This window comes from Mesorhizobium sp. M8A.F.Ca.ET.181.01.1.1 (assembly GCF_004792025.1).
GTDB lineage: Bacteria > Pseudomonadota > Alphaproteobacteria > Rhizobiales > Rhizobiaceae > Mesorhizobium.
The window spans coordinates 471953-488195 of the sequence record NZ_SRTV01000004.1; the positions used below are offsets into that span (position 1 = coordinate 471953).

The window sequence follows — 16243 nt, forward strand, 5'->3', positions numbered from 1 at the left end:
GGCGGAACCCGTCAAGCGGCAAGCAGGCAGGAAGCGCCCAACCATCCGTCAGGAGGTGAAGATATCGCGTGTGGAAAACCAGACTTTCGCCACCTCGATGAAAGCCAGCGCCGCGTTCGACACGCGCTGCTGCGTATCGTGGGTGAGAATGATGCGCTGCATGGGCAGCGGATCCGACAGCGGTTTGCACACCAGACGCAAGCCGTCATAGCTGTGGTCGCCATGCGGGCGGGTATAGCTGACCGCGACGCCGAAGCCGTTGGCCACCATGCTGCGCTGGAGTTCGAACGAGCTTGTGCGCATGTCGGCGACGGGCGACAGGCCACGGCCGCGGAACAGGTCGAGCATATGCTGCCAGCTATGTGGCTGGTCGGTTGTGATCAGCGGGTAGGCGGCCAGATCCGCAAGGCTGACCTCGGAACGCTCGGCCAGCGCATGGCCCGCCGGCAACAGCGCATGCGGCCGCAGCTCGTGCATCAGGATGCGGGCGAAATGCGACGGCAGGCCGAGATCATAGCTGAGGCCGAGATCGACGGCCGCGTCCGCCAGGCGCCGCCCGAGCGTCTCGAACGTCTCGTCGCGGACGATGACGGTGACCGCTGGATGGCGTTCGGAGAAGGCGCGGATGAGGCCCGGCGCGAAAAAGGGCGCCAGATCCTCGAAGCAGCCGAGCACCAGTTCGCCGCCGACCGCCGAGTTGGCCTTCCCCAGGCCCAGGAGTTCGTCTGTCTCGGCAAGAACCTGCCTGGCCTTCGCCACCACGACACGGCCGAAGGAGGTCAGCGAAACACCGCTTCCCCGCTGGCGCACGAACAGTTTCTGGCCGAAATCCTTTTCGATGGCGTCGATGGCCACCGAAATAGACGGCTGCGAAACGTTGAGCGCCCGGGCAGCGCCGGTGACACTGCCATGGCGGGCGACGGCGATGAGATAGCGGAGTTGGGTGAGGGTGAGACTAATAGTCAAAACCTATGTGTCAGATGAGAAGTTATTATTTTACTGAATGAGCGGCCATTGCGATAGTCGCCTCCATCCTGAAAGGAGGACATTATGGCTTCCCAAACCGCTACACGGGCAACGGACACCGAAATCATCGATGCCCGGACAATCGCCGACTACCAGCGTGACGGCGCGGTCTGCATCCGCGGCGCCTTCAAGGGCTGGGTCGACACGATCGCCGCCGGCATCGAGCGCAACATGCAGAACCGCAGCGCCACCGCGTCCGACATCGCCAATGGCCGCGGCAGTTTCTTCGACGATTACTGCAACTGGGAACGCATCCCCGAATTCGTCAAGGTGGTGCGCGAATCGCCGGCGGCGCGACTAGCAGCCGCGGTGATGCAGTCGCGTACGGCGCAGTTCTTCCACGACCATGTCCTGGTCAAGGAACCCGGTACGCAGAAACCGACGCCGTGGCACCAGGACATTCCTTATTATTTTGTCGATGGCCAGCAGACCGTGAGCTTCTGGATCCCCATCGATCCGGTGAAGGAGGCGACGCTGCGCCTGATCGCCGGCTCGCACAAATGGGACAAGATGATCCTGCCGGTACGTTGGTTGGACGACGGCAATTTCTATGCCGCCGAGGGCGATTATCGTCCGGTGCCGGATCCCGACCAGGATCCATCGATGAAAGTTATCGAATGGGAGATGGAGCCCGGCGACGCCATCCTGTTCGACTTCAGGACGGCGCACGGCGCGCGCGGCAATATGACAGCGGCACGGCGCCGGGCGCTGTCGCTGCGCTGGGTCGGCGACGATGCCCATTATGTCGAGCGGCCCGGCCGCACCTCGCCACCCTATCATGGCCATGGCATGCAGCCGGGGCAGAAGCTGCGCGAGGACTGGTTCCCGGTGGTCCACCAGGGCTGAGCGAGTGCCGGAATAGAGGCGCCGGTGGCGGGCGCCCCTATTGCGCAGGGGGATAACGTTCCCGTGCGCAATTCCGATCAATCCACCCTGATGCCTTGACCCGTCGTCCAGAGAGCAATAGCGGGTTGTTCTCTCTATGGGATAGTTGGCATCAAGAGGTGGCCATGAACGTTCTTCTTCTCGGCTCCGGCGGCCGCGAACATGCACTGGCCTGGAAGATCGCCGCCTCGCCGCTGCTGACCAAGCTCTATGCCGCTCCAGGCAATCCGGGCATCGGCGCAGAGGCCGAGCTGGTGAAGTTGGATATTGCCGACCACGCCGCCGTCGCCGCCTTCTGCCGGGAGAAAAAAATCGACCTCGTCGTGGTTGGCCCGGAAGGGCCGCTCGTCGCCGGCATCGCCGATGATCTGCGCGCCGAAAACATCCGCGTCTTCGGGCCTTCGAAGGCCGCCGCGCGGTTGGAAGGCTCGAAGGGCTTCACCAAGGATCTCTGCGCCCGGTACAACATCCCGACCGCCGCCTATGGCCGTTTCGGCGATCTGGCCTCCGCCAAGGCCTACGTCGAAAAGACAGGCGCGCCGATCGTCATCAAGGCCGATGGGCTCGCCGCCGGCAAAGGCGTCACCGTCGCCATGACAATGGATGAGGCGCAGGCGGCACTCGCTTCCTGCTTCGACGGCTCCTTCGGCGCCGCCGGCGCGGAGGTGGTGATCGAGGAATTCATGACCGGCGAGGAGGCGAGTTTCTTCTGCCTCTGCGACGGCACCACGGCACTTCCTTTCGGCACGGCCCAGGACCACAAGCGCGTCGGTGATGGCGATGTCGGGCCCAACACCGGCGGCATGGGCGCCTATTCGCCGGCCCCTGTAATGACGCCTGACATGATCGAGCGCACCATGCGCGAAATCATCGAGCCGACCATGCGCGGCATGGCCGAGCTTGGCGCGCCTTTCGCCGGCATTCTGTTCGCCGGGCTGATGATCACGCAAAACGGGCCGAAGCTGATCGAATACAACACCCGCTTCGGCGATCCGGAATGCCAGGTGCTGATGATGCGGCTCAGGGACGACCTGCTGGTCCTGCTCAATGCCGCCGTCGACGGCCAGCTCGCGCATACCTCGGTGCGTTGGCGCGACGAGGCGGCGCTGACCGTGGTGATGGCGGCGAGGGGTTATCCCGGCACGCCGGAAAAAGGCTCCGTCATTCGCGGCGTCGAGGACGCCGCGGGCGAAGGCGTTCAGGTTTTCCATGCCGGCACCGCCATCAATGGCGGTGCGCTGGTCGCCAATGGCGGCCGCGTGCTCAACGTCACGGCGACCGGAGCCACGGTTGGCGAGGCGCAGGCGCGAGCCTATGCCGCGCTCGACCGCATCGATTGGCCGGACGGATTCTGTCGCCGCGACATCGGCTGGCAGGCCGTGGCGCGCGAGAAGGCGGGCTGAAGCTCCGACCGGTGGGCGACGGCTACCGCTGGCTGCGATCGAGTTCGGTCGAAGCGGTGCTGAGCGGATCGGCCGCAGCGAAGGCGGCGTCGAGTTGTGCGGGCGAGCGCTGCCCGGCCCGCTTCCAGGCGACATACTGGACGATGCCGAAGCCCGGCCGTGGCGGCACCGTCTTCACGACAGGCATGCGAAACCCGTCGCGGAATTTCGACCAGCGCGAACCGAGCACCGCGACTATTTCCTCGACGGTCGGCGGCGTCGCCACATCGGCGTAGATGATAGTGGCCTTGCCGGTCAGGGCGGCTTCCCGCGAGAGTGGCACCGGCACGCTGGCAAGATAATCGGAAGGCACGTCGAGCAGTCCGCCGAATGGCCATTGCTGGCGCAGCGCGGCGGCATTCGTCGGCACCACGTTGACGTCGATATCGTTCGGCGTGCCGGCGACCCGATAAGGGCAGCGGAAGCGGCCGCAATTGGCCTGCGCCGAGAACTGCCAGAGCGCATAGCCCTGCCAGTTGCCCATCGGAAAATGCACTTCGATGTCAGGTTTGTAGCGCGCGTACCAAAGCGGCAGCCGCGACAAGAGCCGGTATTTGTAGCGGTTGTCGGCGATGTACTGGGCGGTCTTGCCGTTGGTGTAGAGCACTGGGAAGCGGCCGATGCGCCGGTGCACCTGGCGCACGAACTCCTCGGCGTCGTCGAGCGACATCCATTGCGTGGGATCGATGCCCTCGATGTCGAGGGCCATGAGATCATCCGGCGCGGGGTCGGCGAAATCGAGGAAATTGTTGGCCTGCTCGACTGGATTGCCGGGGCGGGCGAGGTGATAGGCGCCCCACTTCATGCCGAGCGCCTTGGCCACGACCCTGCGTGTCTGGAACAGCTCGCGCGTCACCGCGTGGCGCTTCCATAGCGTCTTGCAGAGCTTCACCTCAGTGTCGCCGCCGGAACAGAAATAGGGTGGCGGCATGCCGTCGGACGCCTTGTTGATGAAGGCGACGATGCGCTTGTCGGTGGCAAGCTGGGCCCAGTCGATGGAATTGTATTCGTAGGCGTCGATGACCAGGGCGCGGTCGGCGTTCTTCCACGGCTCGGAGAAATCCGAAGCCTTTGCCGCGGGCGACAGCGCCATTGCTGCCGCGAAAGCGAGAAGCGCCGTGCGGCGAAGGAAGCGCGCCGTCCTTTTCAAAACAGGGAATCCCCGTTGATTAAGGGCGAATGCTGAACCGCTATGGTTAAGGAATACTTTTCGAGCCGATGCGGTGCGTCAGGCGAACAGCTTCAACGCCGTCGCTACCAAGCTGTGGTCACCGTCGGATAAGGGGCTGAAATTCAAACGGGTCGGGCGCGGGCTCTTGTCGCAATGTGCCTTCCGCGACGCGCTTGCCGTGGTGGGCAAGCGAGCATCGCGGCGAGCACAATATGCCGCGATCCGACCAGTAGGCGGCGCCGTTTGCCAGCTCGCCGTGATAGTAGGAAAACCCGGCTGCCCGGTAGGGCAAGCCGCATTCGATACAGCGATAGGCGTCAGGTCTGGCAAGCATGGAATGTTCCGGTCGGCTGGTTTTTTCGCCGGTCGATTTGATCCGGCATCGGTCGAATTTAGTACAGGCCGGCCCGATTGCAAAATCCGCGTGACAAAATTTGACGTTTACGTAAAAAGAAGATGGGAGACCGCCCAAATGCGGATGGTTTTGCTGCGGCACTGGCTCTAGGGTCGGCGAGGCCGATGCATCAGGAGGATCGAGCGGCATGTATCGGGCACCGGTCGAGGATATCGCGTTCACCGTGAAGCATGTGGCCGGCATGAAATCGGCCATCGATGCCGGAGCGTTCGGCGATCTCGGCGAGGATCTGGTCGATGCCGTCCTTGGCGAGGCCGGCCGTTTCGCCACCGAGGAGGTGGCCCCGCTTTACAAGATCGGCGACGAACAAGGTGCCGTGCTGAAGGATGCGGTCGTCACCACCCCGACGGGCTGGAAAGAACTCTATCGCCGCTGGATCGACGGCGGCTGGAACGCGCTCTCCGGGCCGGAAGAGTATGGCGGGCAGGCGCTGCCGACGATGCTCGGCGTCGCCGCGCTCGAAATGTGGAATTCGGCCGCCATGGCGTTCGGCATCGGCCCGACGCTGACCATGGGCGCGGTCGAAGCGCTGGACAAGCACGCTTCCGAGGAGCTCAAGGCGAAATACCTCGCAAAGCTCGTCTCCGGCGAGTGGATGGGCACGATGAACCTGACCGAGCCGCAGGCGGGCTCCGACCTCGCCGCGCTACGCGCCCGCGCCGAGCCGGCCGGCGACGGCACCTACCGCATCTTCGGCCAGAAGATTTTCATCACCTATGGCGAGCACGATTTCACCGACAACATCGTCCATCTGGTGCTGGCGCGGCTGCCCGATGCGCCCGCCGGAACACGCGGCATCTCGCTGTTCCTGGTGCCGAAATTCCTGGTCGGCGACGATGGGTCGATCGGAGCGCGCAACGACGTCTTCTGTTCCGGCCTCGAGCACAAGCTCGGCATCCACGCCTCGCCGACCTGCACCATGATCTATGGCGACGGCTTTCAAGGCGCCAAGCCAGGCGCCATCGGCTGGCTGATCGGCGAGGAGAACAAGGGCCTCGCCTGCATGTTCACCATGATGAACAATGCCCGTCTGGCCGTCGGCATGCAGGGTGTCGCGGTCGCGGAAGCCGCGACCCAGAAAGCGATCGCCTACGCCAATGAACGGCGTCAGGGTAAGGCGGCGGATTACGCTGGTGCCGGCATGGCGCCGATCGTTCACCACCCGGACGTGCAACGCAATCTCCTGACGATGAAGGCGCTGACGCAGATCGCCCGCGCCATCAGCTACAGTTGCGCCCACGCCATCGATCTCGCGCGCGTATCGTCGGGTGACGAGGCGGGGCATTGGCGCGACCGCGCCAATCTCTTGACGCCGCTGGCCAAGGCTTTTTCCACCGATATCGGCGTCGAGGTTGCCTCGCTCGGCGTCCAGGTGCATGGCGGCATGGGCTTCATCGAGGAAACGGGTGCGGCGGCTCTCTACCGCGACGCCCGCATCGCGCCGATCTATGAGGGCACCAACGGCATCCAGGCGATCGATCTGGTGATGCGCAAGCTGCCGCTCGGCGGCGGCGAGCACGTGCATCGCTTTATCGACGAACTGGCTGGTATCGCCAATGCAGTGCGCACCTCCAACCTGCAAGGCTTCGGCCGAACCGCCGATCTTCTGGGTGCGGCCCTTGGCGATCTGACGCAAGCGACCCGCTTCCTGCAAAAACTGGCGGCCGATGGTCAGACGGACAAGGCGCTGGCTGGCGCCACGCCGTATCTGCGGCTGATCTCGCTCGCCGCCGGCGGCGCCTATCTGGCGCGCGGCGCTCTTGCCGATCAGGGCCGCATCGCGCTGTGCCGCTTCTTCGCCGAGAATCTTATCGGCGAGGCCGGCGCGTTGAAAGACCGCGTCATCGACGGCGGCGACAGCCTTGCCGCTGCCGGCAAGGCGCTGATTTCCGCCTGACATTCACTGAGGATACAATCGTGACAGACCACATTCTCGTCGAGCGCCAGGGCGCGATCCAGATCATCCGCATGAACCGCCCCGACAAGAAGAACGCGCTGACGCGCGCCATGTATGCGGCGATGTCGGCGGCCCTTGCCGAAGGCGACGCCGATCCGGCGATCCGCGTCCATGTCTTTCTCGGCGTGCCCGGCGCCTTCTCCTCCGGCAACGACCTCGGCGACTTCATGGTGGTGGCCACTGGCGGCGATGGTGGCACGGAGGTCTGGGATTTCCTGATGGCGCTGGCGCGGGTCGAGAAACCGATGGTCTCGGGCGTCGACGGCATCGCGGTCGGCATCGGCACCACGATCAACCTGCATTGCGACCTGACCTTCGCCACGCCACGCACCGTGTTCCGCACGCCCTTCGTCGATCTCGGCCTCGTGCCCGAGGCCGGATCGAGCCTTTTGGCGCCGCGCGTCCTCGGCCAGCAAGCTGCGTTTGCGCTGCTCGGCCTCGGCGAGGGCTTTTCGGCCGAGCGGGCGAAGGCCGCCGGGCTGATCTACGAGGTCGTCGAGGAAGGCGGGCTGGAGGCTTCGGTGCTGGCGGCGGCTGGCCAGATCGCGGCCAAGCCGCCGCAGGCGCTGAGGATCGCGCGCGACCTGATGCGTGGCTCACGCGACGACCTCGTCGCCCGCATCGGGGTAGAGAGCGAGCATTTCCGTGAGCGGCTGAAATCCGACGAGGCGCGCGCCGCCCTCACGGCATTCATGACCAGGAAAAAGGGCTGAACCTTACCCTTTCAGGGATACAGCCTTGTCTTGCTCCAGCCACCATCGGCGTCGCGCGAGAAGACCACTCGGTCATGCAGCCGGAACGGCCTGTCGTGCCAGAATTCGATGGTCTTCGGGACGATGCGGAAGCCCGACCAATGTTTCGGTCGCGGGATATCGCCGATGGCATAACGCGCTGTGTATTCGGCGACCGCCTTTTCCAGCGCGAAGCGGCTTTCCAGCGGTCGCGATTGCTTCGAGGCCCAGGCGCCGATGCGGCTGCCGCGCGGGCGCGTCGCATAATAGGCGTCGGCCTCGGCATTGTTGACGATCTCGACCGGACCGCGCACGCGCACTTGCCGGCGCAGCGATTTCCAATGGAAACACATCGCCGCCTTCATACTGCCTAGAATCTCCTGGCCCTTGGCACTCTCGAAATTCGTGTAGAACACAAAGCCGCTTTCATCGAACCCCTTGAGCAGCACCATCCGTACGTCCGGCATGCCCTCGGCATCGACGGTCGCCAGCGCCACGCCGTTGGCGTCGTTGATTTCGCTCTTGGTGGCGTCGTCCAGCCATGCGGCAAAAAGGCGAAACGGCTCGGCGGCCTCGGTAAAGTCACCGCTTGTTAACTCTGCATCACTCATAGTTTTTCTCAAATTGTCACGAAATCAGGGAGGTTGCCGATTGTCGCGTATCGCGCAAGCTTTTGACAGCAGGCAATGGGGCGTTATCGCTTCTGCCAGCGCGAAAGTTGCGATCGTGTCAATCGTCCTGCCGCTTGCTGGCTGCGGCGCGGGAGGCTTCAGCCTTGAGAAAGCCGAAGTCGACCGCTCGATCCTGACCTCAAGCACATCGGCTTCGGCCAAGCCCGCTGATACGGATCGCGACTCCGACCAGACGACGATCGGCAATGCGGTATCGTCCGCCGACATCGAGCAACTCGGTGGCCAGGCAGTGCCCTGGGCGAATGCCGGCACCGGCTCGCGCGGCTCCATCACGGAGCTGGCGGAATTGAAGGACAGCGGCATGACGTGCCGCCGCTTCAAGGCTTCGCGCGAGAGCTTTGACGGCGTTGCCATGTTCGAGGGCGAACTCTGTCTCGCCAGTGCCGGCGGCTGGCGCATGCAGGGCTTCAAGGCGCTCTGATTTTCCACCTTTGATATGACGCACCGCTACTGGAATTTCTTCCTATGCGAGCGCATATAGGGGGCAAGTATGGACTCAACTCCTTTTCCAGGGCAGGAAGCATGCGCGACCCCTATGAGGTCCTGGGCGTTGCAAAGAACGCATCGGCCAAGGACATAAAATCGGCGTATCGGAAACTCGCCAAGAAGCATCATCCGGACCAAAATCCGAATGATCCCAAGGCGAAGGACCGTTTTGCCGCGGCCAATCAGGCCTACGAGGTCATCGGCGACGAGAAGAACCGCGCCGCTTTCGATCGTGGCGAGATCGACGCCGATGGCAAGCCGCGTTTCCAGGGTTTTGAAGGCGCGGCCGGTGGCGGCGACCCCTTTGCCGGGTTTCGCCGCCAGCAACAGGGCGCCGGCGGCTCGCGATTCGAGTTCCGCTCGGGCCGTCCGGGTGGCGATCCGTTCGACGGCAACAGCGACATCTTCAGCCAGATTTTCGGCGATGCCTTTTCTGGCGCGCGCGGGCCAAGCGCTGGCGACCGCCGCCAGCCGGCGACATCGGCCGATTTGAACGTCACGCTCGACATTACCATCGAGGAAGCCGCGAACGCCGAAAAGGTGACGGCGGTGTTTCCGGACGGCCGCAAGGTCGCGGTCAAGCTGCCGGCCTATGTCGAGGATGGCCAAACCATCCGTTTGAAGGGCCAGGGTGAGCAGGGGCCGGGCCAGCCCGGCGACGCGCTGGTCAAGATTCACATCCGTCGCCACCCGCGCTACCGCATCGAGGGCCGCGACCTCCATGCTGATCTGCCGGTGACGTTGGCCGATGCGGTGCTGGGCGCCAAGGTGCCGGTCGAGACGCCGACCGGCAGACTGGCGGTCAATGTTCCCGCCTGGTCGAGCTCGGACAAGGTCCTGCGGCTCAAGGGCAGGGGCCTGCCCGAGAAAGCCGGCGGCCATGGCGATCTCTATGTCCATGTGCGCATCATGCTGCCGGAAGGCGGCGACAGCGCGCTCGAATCGCTGTTGCGCGGCCAAAAGGGCTGATCGAGAGCTTTTGTCCCCCGAACTGTCTGGTTTGAACGCTTGAAGGGGCTGTGTGCCTGTGCGATAGGCACTCCACAAAGCAGAAACCTTGCGGAGAGCGCTGACATGGCGGGTGGACAGGGCCTAATGGCCGGCAAGCGCGGCCTTATTCTTGGCGTCGCCAACAACAGGTCGATCGCCTATGGCATTGCCAAGGCCTGCGTCGATCACGGCGCTGAGATCGCACTGACCTATCAGGGCGAAGCCTTCAAGAAACGAGTCGAGCCGCTGGCGGCGGAGTTGGGCGCCTTTGTCGCCGGTCATTGCGACGTCACCGATCCCGCGAGTTTGGACGAGGTTTTCGCCAATGTCGCCAAGCATTGGGGCAAGCTCGACTTCCTCGTCCACGCCATCGCTTTTTCCGACAAGGACGAACTGACCGGCCGCTATGTCGAGACGACGCGCGACAATTTCCTGCGCACCATGGACATTTCGGTCTATTCCTTCACCACCATCGCCAAGCGCGCCGAAGCGCTGATGACCGAGGGCGGTTCGCTGCTGACGCTGACCTATTACGGCGCCGAGAAGGTGATGCCGCACTATAACGTCATGGGCGTCGCCAAGGCGGCGCTCGAGGCCAGCGTGCGTTACCTCGCCGTTGATCTTGGCGCCAAGAAAATCCGCGTCAACGCGATTTCCGCCGGCCCGATCAAGACGCTTGCCGCCTCCGGCATCGGCGATTTCCGCTACATCCTGAAGTGGAACGAATACAATTCGCCACTGAAACAGACGGTCACGCAGGAAGAAGTCGGCGATTCCGGCGTCTATTTCCTGTCCGACCTGTCGCGTGGCGTCACCGGCGAGGTGCACCATGTCGATTCCGGCTATCACGTCGTCGGCATGAAGGCGGTCGACGCGCCGGATATTTCGACGGTCAAGGACTAGTTCTCTCCGCCTGTCCTGCGTCCAGGCCCTGGCCCGATCTCCGGAAGAGCTGATGTACCCGCTGGTTTATATCGTGCGCCACGGCCAGACCGCGTGGAACGCCGAGTTCCGGCTTCAGGGCCAGGCCGACACCGATCTCAATGCTCTCGGCCGCGAACAGGCGACCGGAAACGGCCATCGGCTGGCCGAACTCGTCGGTGATCCCCAGGAATTCGACTTCGTCGCCAGTCCGATGAGACGCACGCGCGAGACGATGGAACGCATCCGCGCCGCCATGAAGCTCGATCCGCTCGCCTACCGAACCGATATCAGGCTCATTGAAGTCAATTTCGGCGATTGGCAGAGTTTTACTTTTGCCGAGCTCGAGACGCGGTCTCCCGGGGCAAGCATGACGCGTGCTCGCGACAAATGGAATTTTCAGCCGCCGGGCGAAGGTGCCGAGAGCTACCAGATGCTGCTCGAGCGGGTGAAGCCATGGTTCGACGAGATCGACCGCGAGACGATTTGTGTCACGCATGGCGGCGTCATGCGCACCCTGTTTCGCTTCGTGCTTGATATGCCCGAGGACGAAGCCGCGAACCTGGAGATACCGCAGGATCGCGTGCTCAAACTTGAAGGCCGGAGCCTGGAATGGCTTTAGGGCGCCTGATGACGGCCTATTGCTAATGCATGTCGCCCAAAAGTGACCTCGGTTTTGGGGAAGACGACATGCATAAAAACAAAGAATTAAAGCGCGTCGCGACGCGCTTTAGTTCGTGTCGCCGTCTCCCGGCAACTGCATGTCGGTGACGACGTTTTCGCCGTCGGTCACATCGAAAGCGATGACGATGTCCATGCCCGGCTTCAGCGCGTCGAGATCGGTCTCGGCATTCAGCTTGTAGGATTTGCCGTCGTCCAGCGTCAGGGTCAGCGCATCCTTGTCGACCTTCTTGATCAGGCCTTCGGTCTGGCCGGCAAAGGCGGCGGTGGAAAGCAACAGCGTGGCGGCAACAGCGCCAATCAGGGTACGCATTATCGTCCTCTTTGGTCATTGCGCCGGCCTGGGTGGCGGCGGGTCCTCAACGGCGAATGGAAGAAAGCAGAAACCAGCCGAATGTGTCAAAACTTAAACGGCGGGGATGACAGTTTGACCACTGTGGAAAACGCCAATAGAAGGCTGGCTTCAGCCGGTTTTGATGCCGGGCAGGGCGCTTTTCCATGTCTCACAACACGTTTGGCCATCTTTTCCGCGTCACCACCTGGGGCGAGAGCCATGGCGCGGCGCTCGGCTGCGTGGTCGATGGCTGTCCGCCGGGTATCCGTTTCACGCGCGATGAAATCCAGGCCGAGCTCGACAAGCGCCGCCCGGGCCAGTCGCGCTTCGTCACCCAGCGCCGCGAACCGGACGAGGTGAAGATCCTCTCAGGCTTCGTCCTCGACGAGGACGGCACGACGATGATCACCACCGGCACGCCGGTGTCGATGCTGATCGAGAATGTCGACCAGCGCTCGAAGGACTATGGCGAGATCGCCCGCCAGTTCCGGCCGGGCCATGCCGACTACACCTATGACGTCAAATACGGCATACGCGACTATCGCGGCGGCGGCCGCTCCTCGGCGCGCGAGACGGCGGCCAGGGTCGCCGCCGGCGCGCTCGCCCGCAAGGTGGTGCCGGGCATGGTGGTGCGCGGCGCGCTGGTGTCGATGGGCGAAAAGTCGATCGATCGCGGCAACTGGAACTGGAATTTCATCGGCGATGCGGAGAACCCGTTCTTCACCCCTGATCCGGCTTCCGTTCCTGTCTTCACGCAGTATCTCGACGGCATCCGCAAGGCCGGCTCCTCGGTCGGCGCGGTGATCGAGATCGTCGCTGACGGTGTGCCTGCCGGCCTCGGCGCGCCGATCTACGCCAAGCTCGACCAGGATATCGCCTCCGGCCTGATGTCGATCAACGCCGTCAAGGGCGTCGAGATCGGCAATGGTTTCGAGGCCTCGCGTATCACTGGGGAACAGAATGCGGACGAGATGCGCATGGGCAATGACGGCAAGCCGGTCTTCCTCTCCAACAATGCCGGCGGCATCCTCGGCGGCATCTCCACCGGGCAGGCGATCGTCGCGCGCTTTGCCGTCAAGCCGACCTCGTCGATCCTGACGCCGCGCAAATCCATCGACAAGGACGGCAACGACGTGGAGGTGATGACCAAGGGTCGCCACGACCCCTGCGTCGGCATCCGAGCCGTGCCGATCGGCGAGGCCATGGTTGCCTGCGCCATCGCCGACCACTATCTGCGGCACCGAGGACAGACAGGAAAGGGAATAGGCAGTAGGGATTAGGCATTAGGCCAGTCTGCCCGCCCGAAAGAGCCAAAGTTTCCTTTCCCTACTGCCTATTTCCTCCGAGCGAAGCGAGCATTTCCATGCCTTACGACCAGAAGAAGATCGTCGAAGCCATCCGGGCTTTCGAACGCGGCGAGATCGTCGTCGTCATGGACGATGACGGGCGTGAGAACGAGGGCGACCTGATCGTCGCCGCCGTCCACTGCACGTCGGAGAAGATGGCCTTCATCGTGCGCAACACGTCGGGCATCGTCTGCACGCCGATGCCGCGCGAAGAAGCCAAGCGGCTGAACCTCGCGCCGATGGTCGCCGACAATGATTCGGCCCACACCACCGCCTTCACCGTCAGCGTTGACTTCAAGCACGGCACGACGACAGGCATTTCAGCCGACGACCGCACGCTGACCGTGCGCAATCTTGCCAACGGCAACGTCGGCGCTTCGGATTTCGTCCGCCCCGGCCACATCTTCCCGCTCATCGCGCGTGAAGGCGGCGTCTTGATGCGCTCGGGCCATACCGAGGCGGCCGTGGATCTGTGCAAGCTCGCTGGCCTGCCGCCAATCGGCGTCATCTCGGAACTGGTCAACGACGATGGCACCGTCAAGCGCGGCCCGCAGGTACAGGCTTTCGCGGAGGAACACGGCCTGAAGCAGGTTTCGGTCGCCGATCTGATCGCTTACCGGCAACGCAAGGAAACGCTGGTCGAGCGCGTCGCCTGCTCCGACATCGAAACGCTGGGCGGCAAGGCGCAGGTCTTCACCTACACGCTGCCCTGGGACACGATGCATCACGTCGCCATCGTCTTCGGCGACATCCGCGACGGGGAGGACGTGCCGGTGCGGCTGCATTCGGAGGACGTGGTGACCGATGTGTTCGGCACCAGCCACCGGCTCGACGCCATCATGAAGGCGATGGGCGAACGCAAGCGCGGCGTCATCGTCTATCTCAGAGAGGGCTCGGTCGGCGTCGCCCACCAGGAGCGCAATCGGCCGATGTCGGGCGACCGCGAGGACCATGAAGAGGCGCGCCGGCGCGAGAGCGAATGGCGCGAGATCGGGCTTGGCGCCCAGATCCTGAAGGATCTCGGCATTTCCTCGATCAACCTGATCGCCTCACGCGAGCGCCACTATGTCGGCCTCGAAGGCTTTGGCATTCATATCGCCAAAACCGAGATTATCTGAGCTCAACAAACCCTGGCGGTCATTCGGCAGGGATTGCCGCCTCGCATCCTTCCAACTCGCATTCGTGGGTGGCGAGGCTGCGCTGGCCGAGCAGCACCGTAACCAATGCGATAACGCCTGATGCAACCGAAACCCAGAACCCGTTCTGGGCGCCGAACGCATCCACCACCGCGCCGGCGGCGAAGGAACCGAGCGCCATACCGATGCCGATGCCGGTCATCACCCAGGTGATGCCTTCGGTCAGCATCGCTTCCGGCACATGCCGTTCGATCAGGCCGAAGGCGGTGATGAAGGTCGGCGAGATCGCCACGCCGCTGATGAACACGGTCAGCGCCAGCAGCGGCACCGTACCGGCGGTGAGCGGCAAAAGCGTGCCAAGCGCGACAAGGGCGACCGCGATTGCCAACTGGCGTTGCAGCGGTGCTTGCAGGTTGAGGGCGCCGACGATGATGCCGAGCACGAACGATCCCAGCGCATAGACGCCGATGACAAGGCTGGCGGCGCCCGGCTGGCCGAATTCCCCAGTGATGGCCACCGTGCTCACTTCCGTCGTCGCGAAGGTCGCGCCGATGAAAATCAAGGCAAGGGTGATGATCTGCACCGGCCGCAGCCTTATTGCCGAGCCGCTCGTGGCACGGTCCACCGGCCGCACCTGCGGTTCGGTCGAGCGCTGCAGGATGAAAGCCGTTGAACCGATGGCCAGCAGCACGGTGCTGACCAGGACGCCGGCTTCAGGAAAGAGGCCCGCACTCAGTCCCACCGACAGCGAGGCGCCGGCAATATAGACCAGCTCGTCCGCCGCCGATTCGAAGGCGAAGGCGGTATTCATCTGCGGCCGTCCTCTGAAAATCTCGGTCCAGCGGGCGCGCACCATTGCCGGCATGCTCGGCATGGCCGCGGCCGCCAGTGCCGAGACGAACAGCGTCCAGACCGGCCAATCCTGATTGGCTGCCACGATGAGAACCGCGAAGGCGATCACGGTGATGATGGTGGTGGGGACCACGATGCGTGTCTGGCCCAGACGGTCCACCAGCCTTGATATTTGCGGCGCCACGAAAGCGTTGCCCAGCGCAAAAGTCGCCGAGACCGCGCCGGCCAGCCAGTATTCGCCACGCGTCTGAGACAGCATCGCCACGATGCCGATCGGTGCCATGGCGATCGGCAGGCGCGCCAGGAAGCCGGCGGCCGCAAAGCCTTTGGCTCCGGGGGCGCGAAAGATTTCCGAATAGGGGTTTTGCATGGCGGGTTCCTCGACAAAGGATGAAGCGACAATTACATACGATGCGTATGAATGTCAGATAGTTCATACGTAGCGTATGTCAATTGGCATACGAGGCGTATGTGAATAGGTCCAGAACCATGCACAAACCCCGCAAGGAGATGATTGCCGAGACGCGAGCCAAGCTGATCACGGCGGCCCGCCAGGCTTTCGGCACCATTGGCTACGCCGAAGCGTCGATGGACGATTTCACCGCGTCGGCCGGGCTGACACGCGGTGCCCTCTATCATCATTTCGGCGACAAGAAGGGGCTGCTGCAGGCGGTTATCGCCGAGATCGACGCGGAAATGGCCGCCCGGGTGAATGAGGTCGCGTCGAGGGCGCCGACCCGCTGGCAGCATTTCGTCGACGAATGCACGACCTACATCGAAATGGCGCTGGAGCCGGAAATCCAGCGCATCATGTTCCGGGATGGCCCGGCCGTGCTGGGCGATCCGGCGCAATGGTCGAATGCCAATGCCTGCGTCGGTTCAATGACCGATCATCTGACGGCGCTGCAACAGGAGGGGATGGTGGTGCCGGGCGTCGATCCCGAAACGGCGGCGCGGTTGATCAACGGTGCGAGCAGTCAGGCCGCACAGCGGATCGCCAACTCGAACGATCCCGAAGCGACGTCGAGGAAGGTTGTGGCCGCGTTCAAGCAATTGCTCGAAGGCCTGCTCGAGAAACCGGAAGCACGGCCAAACTGAGCCGCCGTGGCGCTTCCGCCACCGCCCGCAATTGACAATAGCCGGTTTGGGCGCATCCTCCACAGCCACCTCTGGGGGAT

At 63.6% G+C, this 16243-nt stretch carries 17 protein-coding genes; 11 read left to right on the plus strand and 6 right to left on the minus strand.

Features of this window, described 5'->3' with window-relative positions:
* Window positions 1-48 precede the first annotated feature (48 nt).
* Window positions 49-960 carry a LysR family transcriptional regulator gene (locus EN824_RS18070; RefSeq protein ID WP_127278162.1) on the minus strand — a complete coding sequence of 304 codons (912 nt, stop codon included), beginning with the start codon at window positions 958-960 and terminating at the stop codon, window positions 49-51.
* A 90-nt stretch (window positions 961-1050) separates the two neighbouring features.
* Here EN824_RS18070 and EN824_RS18075 point away from each other — a divergent pair, with 90 nt between their 5' ends.
* Window positions 1051-1872: a phytanoyl-CoA dioxygenase family protein gene (locus tag EN824_RS18075; RefSeq protein ID WP_127278157.1), complete on the plus strand. Its 822-nt coding sequence runs from the start codon at window positions 1051-1053 to the stop codon at window positions 1870-1872.
* A 164-nt stretch (window positions 1873-2036) separates the two neighbouring features.
* On the plus strand, window positions 2037-3314 hold the full coding sequence (gene purD / locus EN824_RS18080) for a phosphoribosylamine--glycine ligase (RefSeq protein ID WP_135865305.1): 1278 nt from the start codon (window positions 2037-2039) through the stop codon (window positions 3312-3314).
* A 22-nt stretch (window positions 3315-3336) separates the two neighbouring features.
* On the opposite strand, the gene EN824_RS18085 is transcribed toward purD, so the two are convergent.
* Both EN824_RS18085 and EN824_RS18090 read right to left on the minus strand, forming a co-directional pair.
* Complete coding sequence (locus EN824_RS18085) at window positions 3337-4446, minus strand: glycoside hydrolase family 25 protein (protein WP_135865426.1); 1110 nt, start codon at window positions 4444-4446, stop codon at window positions 3337-3339.
* A 175-nt stretch (window positions 4447-4621) separates the two neighbouring features.
* Window positions 4622-4858, minus strand: coding sequence for a hypothetical protein (locus EN824_RS18090; RefSeq protein WP_135865428.1), 237 nt, complete (start codon window positions 4856-4858; stop codon window positions 4622-4624).
* A gap of 208 nt (window positions 4859-5066) precedes the next feature.
* Between EN824_RS18090 and EN824_RS18095 the strand changes: the two genes are divergently transcribed.
* Both EN824_RS18095 and EN824_RS18100 read left to right on the plus strand, forming a co-directional pair.
* Window positions 5067-6836, plus strand: coding sequence for an acyl-CoA dehydrogenase (locus EN824_RS18095; RefSeq protein WP_135865307.1), 1770 nt, complete (start codon window positions 5067-5069; stop codon window positions 6834-6836).
* A 20-nt stretch (window positions 6837-6856) separates the two neighbouring features.
* Entirely contained in the window at window positions 6857-7609 is a 753-nt protein-coding gene (locus EN824_RS18100) for a crotonase/enoyl-CoA hydratase family protein (protein WP_135932591.1), read from the plus strand.
* 11 nt (window positions 7610-7620) lie between these two features.
* Here EN824_RS18100 and pdxH read toward each other — a convergent pair whose 3' ends face one another.
* Window positions 7621-8238 (minus strand): pyridoxamine 5'-phosphate oxidase, encoded by a 618-nt coding sequence (gene pdxH / locus EN824_RS18105; RefSeq protein ID WP_127280934.1) that lies wholly within the window; start codon window positions 8236-8238, stop codon window positions 7621-7623.
* Window positions 8239-8278: 40 nt separating this feature from the next.
* Here pdxH and EN824_RS18110 point away from each other — a divergent pair, with 40 nt between their 5' ends.
* The 4 genes from EN824_RS18110 to EN824_RS18125 all read left to right on the plus strand — a co-directional run bounded on the left by EN824_RS18110 (window position 8279) and on the right by EN824_RS18125 (window position 11338).
* Window positions 8279-8740 carry an RT0821/Lpp0805 family surface protein gene (locus tag EN824_RS18110; RefSeq protein ID WP_135932592.1) on the plus strand — a complete coding sequence of 154 codons (462 nt, stop codon included), beginning with the start codon at window positions 8279-8281 and terminating at the stop codon, window positions 8738-8740.
* Window positions 8741-8841: 101 nt separating this feature from the next.
* Window positions 8842-9774 (plus strand): J domain-containing protein, encoded by a 933-nt coding sequence (locus EN824_RS18115; protein ID WP_135881535.1) that lies wholly within the window; start codon window positions 8842-8844, stop codon window positions 9772-9774.
* 105 nt (window positions 9775-9879) lie between these two features.
* Window positions 9880-10698, plus strand: a complete 819-nt coding sequence (gene fabI, locus EN824_RS18120; RefSeq protein ID WP_015318818.1) for an enoyl-ACP reductase FabI — start codon at window positions 9880-9882, stop codon at window positions 10696-10698.
* Window positions 10699-10750: 52 nt separating this feature from the next.
* The gene (locus tag EN824_RS18125) at window positions 10751-11338 is read left to right on the plus strand and encodes a histidine phosphatase family protein (RefSeq protein WP_135932593.1); all 588 of its coding nucleotides are present in this window, start codon (window positions 10751-10753) and stop codon (window positions 11336-11338) included.
* A 108-nt stretch (window positions 11339-11446) separates the two neighbouring features.
* Here the strand turns inward: EN824_RS18125 and EN824_RS18130 are convergent, their stop codons facing one another.
* Entirely contained in the window at window positions 11447-11710 is a 264-nt protein-coding gene (locus EN824_RS18130) for a DUF1344 domain-containing protein (RefSeq protein ID WP_135881533.1), read from the minus strand.
* A gap of 185 nt (window positions 11711-11895) precedes the next feature.
* On the opposite strand from EN824_RS18130, the gene aroC reads away from it, so the two are divergent.
* Together aroC and ribB are read left to right on the plus strand one after the other, a co-directional pair.
* Window positions 11896-13011 carry a chorismate synthase gene (gene aroC / locus EN824_RS18135; RefSeq protein ID WP_135932594.1) on the plus strand — a complete coding sequence of 372 codons (1116 nt, stop codon included), beginning with the start codon at window positions 11896-11898 and terminating at the stop codon, window positions 13009-13011.
* 83 nt (window positions 13012-13094) lie between these two features.
* A complete protein-coding gene (gene ribB, locus EN824_RS18140; RefSeq protein WP_135932595.1) occupies window positions 13095-14195 on the plus strand; it encodes a 3,4-dihydroxy-2-butanone-4-phosphate synthase in 1101 nt (366 codons plus the stop codon).
* Between the two features lie 19 nt (window positions 14196-14214).
* Here ribB and EN824_RS18145 read toward each other — a convergent pair whose 3' ends face one another.
* A complete protein-coding gene (locus EN824_RS18145; RefSeq protein ID WP_135929837.1) occupies window positions 14215-15435 on the minus strand; it encodes an MFS transporter in 1221 nt (406 codons plus the stop codon).
* A 119-nt stretch (window positions 15436-15554) separates the two neighbouring features.
* On the opposite strand from EN824_RS18145, the gene EN824_RS18150 reads away from it, so the two are divergent.
* The gene (locus EN824_RS18150; RefSeq protein WP_135929838.1) at window positions 15555-16163 is read left to right on the plus strand and encodes a TetR/AcrR family transcriptional regulator; all 609 of its coding nucleotides are present in this window, start codon (window positions 15555-15557) and stop codon (window positions 16161-16163) included.
* The last annotated feature ends 80 nt before the right edge of the window (window positions 16164-16243 follow it).

What these genes read in the sequence shown, in the direction of transcription:
- EN824_RS18075 (WP_127278157.1), top strand. Translation starts at nt 1,051, where the DNA reads ATGGCTTCCCAAACCGCTACACGGGCAACGGACACCGAAATCATCGAT.
- purD (WP_135865305.1), top strand. Translation starts at nt 2,037, where the DNA reads ATGAACGTTCTTCTTCTCGGCTCCGGCGGCCGCGAACATGCACTGGCC.
- EN824_RS18085 (WP_135865426.1), bottom strand. Translation starts at nt 4,446, where the DNA reads ATGGCGCTGTCGCCCGCGGCAAAGGCTTCGGATTTCTCCGAGCCGTGG.
- EN824_RS18090 (WP_135865428.1), bottom strand. Translation starts at nt 4,858, where the DNA reads ATGCTTGCCAGACCTGACGCCTATCGCTGTATCGAATGCGGCTTGCCC.
- EN824_RS18095 (WP_135865307.1), top strand. Translation starts at nt 5,067, where the DNA reads ATGTATCGGGCACCGGTCGAGGATATCGCGTTCACCGTGAAGCATGTG.
- pdxH (WP_127280934.1), bottom strand. Translation starts at nt 8,238, where the DNA reads ATGAGTGATGCAGAGTTAACAAGCGGTGACTTTACCGAGGCCGCCGAG.
- EN824_RS18115 (WP_135881535.1), top strand. Translation starts at nt 8,842, where the DNA reads ATGCGCGACCCCTATGAGGTCCTGGGCGTTGCAAAGAACGCATCGGCC.
- fabI (WP_015318818.1), top strand. Translation starts at nt 9,880, where the DNA reads ATGGCGGGTGGACAGGGCCTAATGGCCGGCAAGCGCGGCCTTATTCTT.
- EN824_RS18125 (WP_135932593.1), top strand. Translation starts at nt 10,751, where the DNA reads ATGTACCCGCTGGTTTATATCGTGCGCCACGGCCAGACCGCGTGGAAC.
- EN824_RS18130 (WP_135881533.1), bottom strand. Translation starts at nt 11,710, where the DNA reads ATGCGTACCCTGATTGGCGCTGTTGCCGCCACGCTGTTGCTTTCCACC.
- aroC (WP_135932594.1), top strand. Translation starts at nt 11,896, where the DNA reads ATGTCTCACAACACGTTTGGCCATCTTTTCCGCGTCACCACCTGGGGC.
- ribB (WP_135932595.1), top strand. Translation starts at nt 13,095, where the DNA reads ATGCCTTACGACCAGAAGAAGATCGTCGAAGCCATCCGGGCTTTCGAA.
- EN824_RS18145 (WP_135929837.1), bottom strand. Translation starts at nt 15,435, where the DNA reads ATGCAAAACCCCTATTCGGAAATCTTTCGCGCCCCCGGAGCCAAAGGC.
- EN824_RS18150 (WP_135929838.1), top strand. Translation starts at nt 15,555, where the DNA reads ATGCACAAACCCCGCAAGGAGATGATTGCCGAGACGCGAGCCAAGCTG.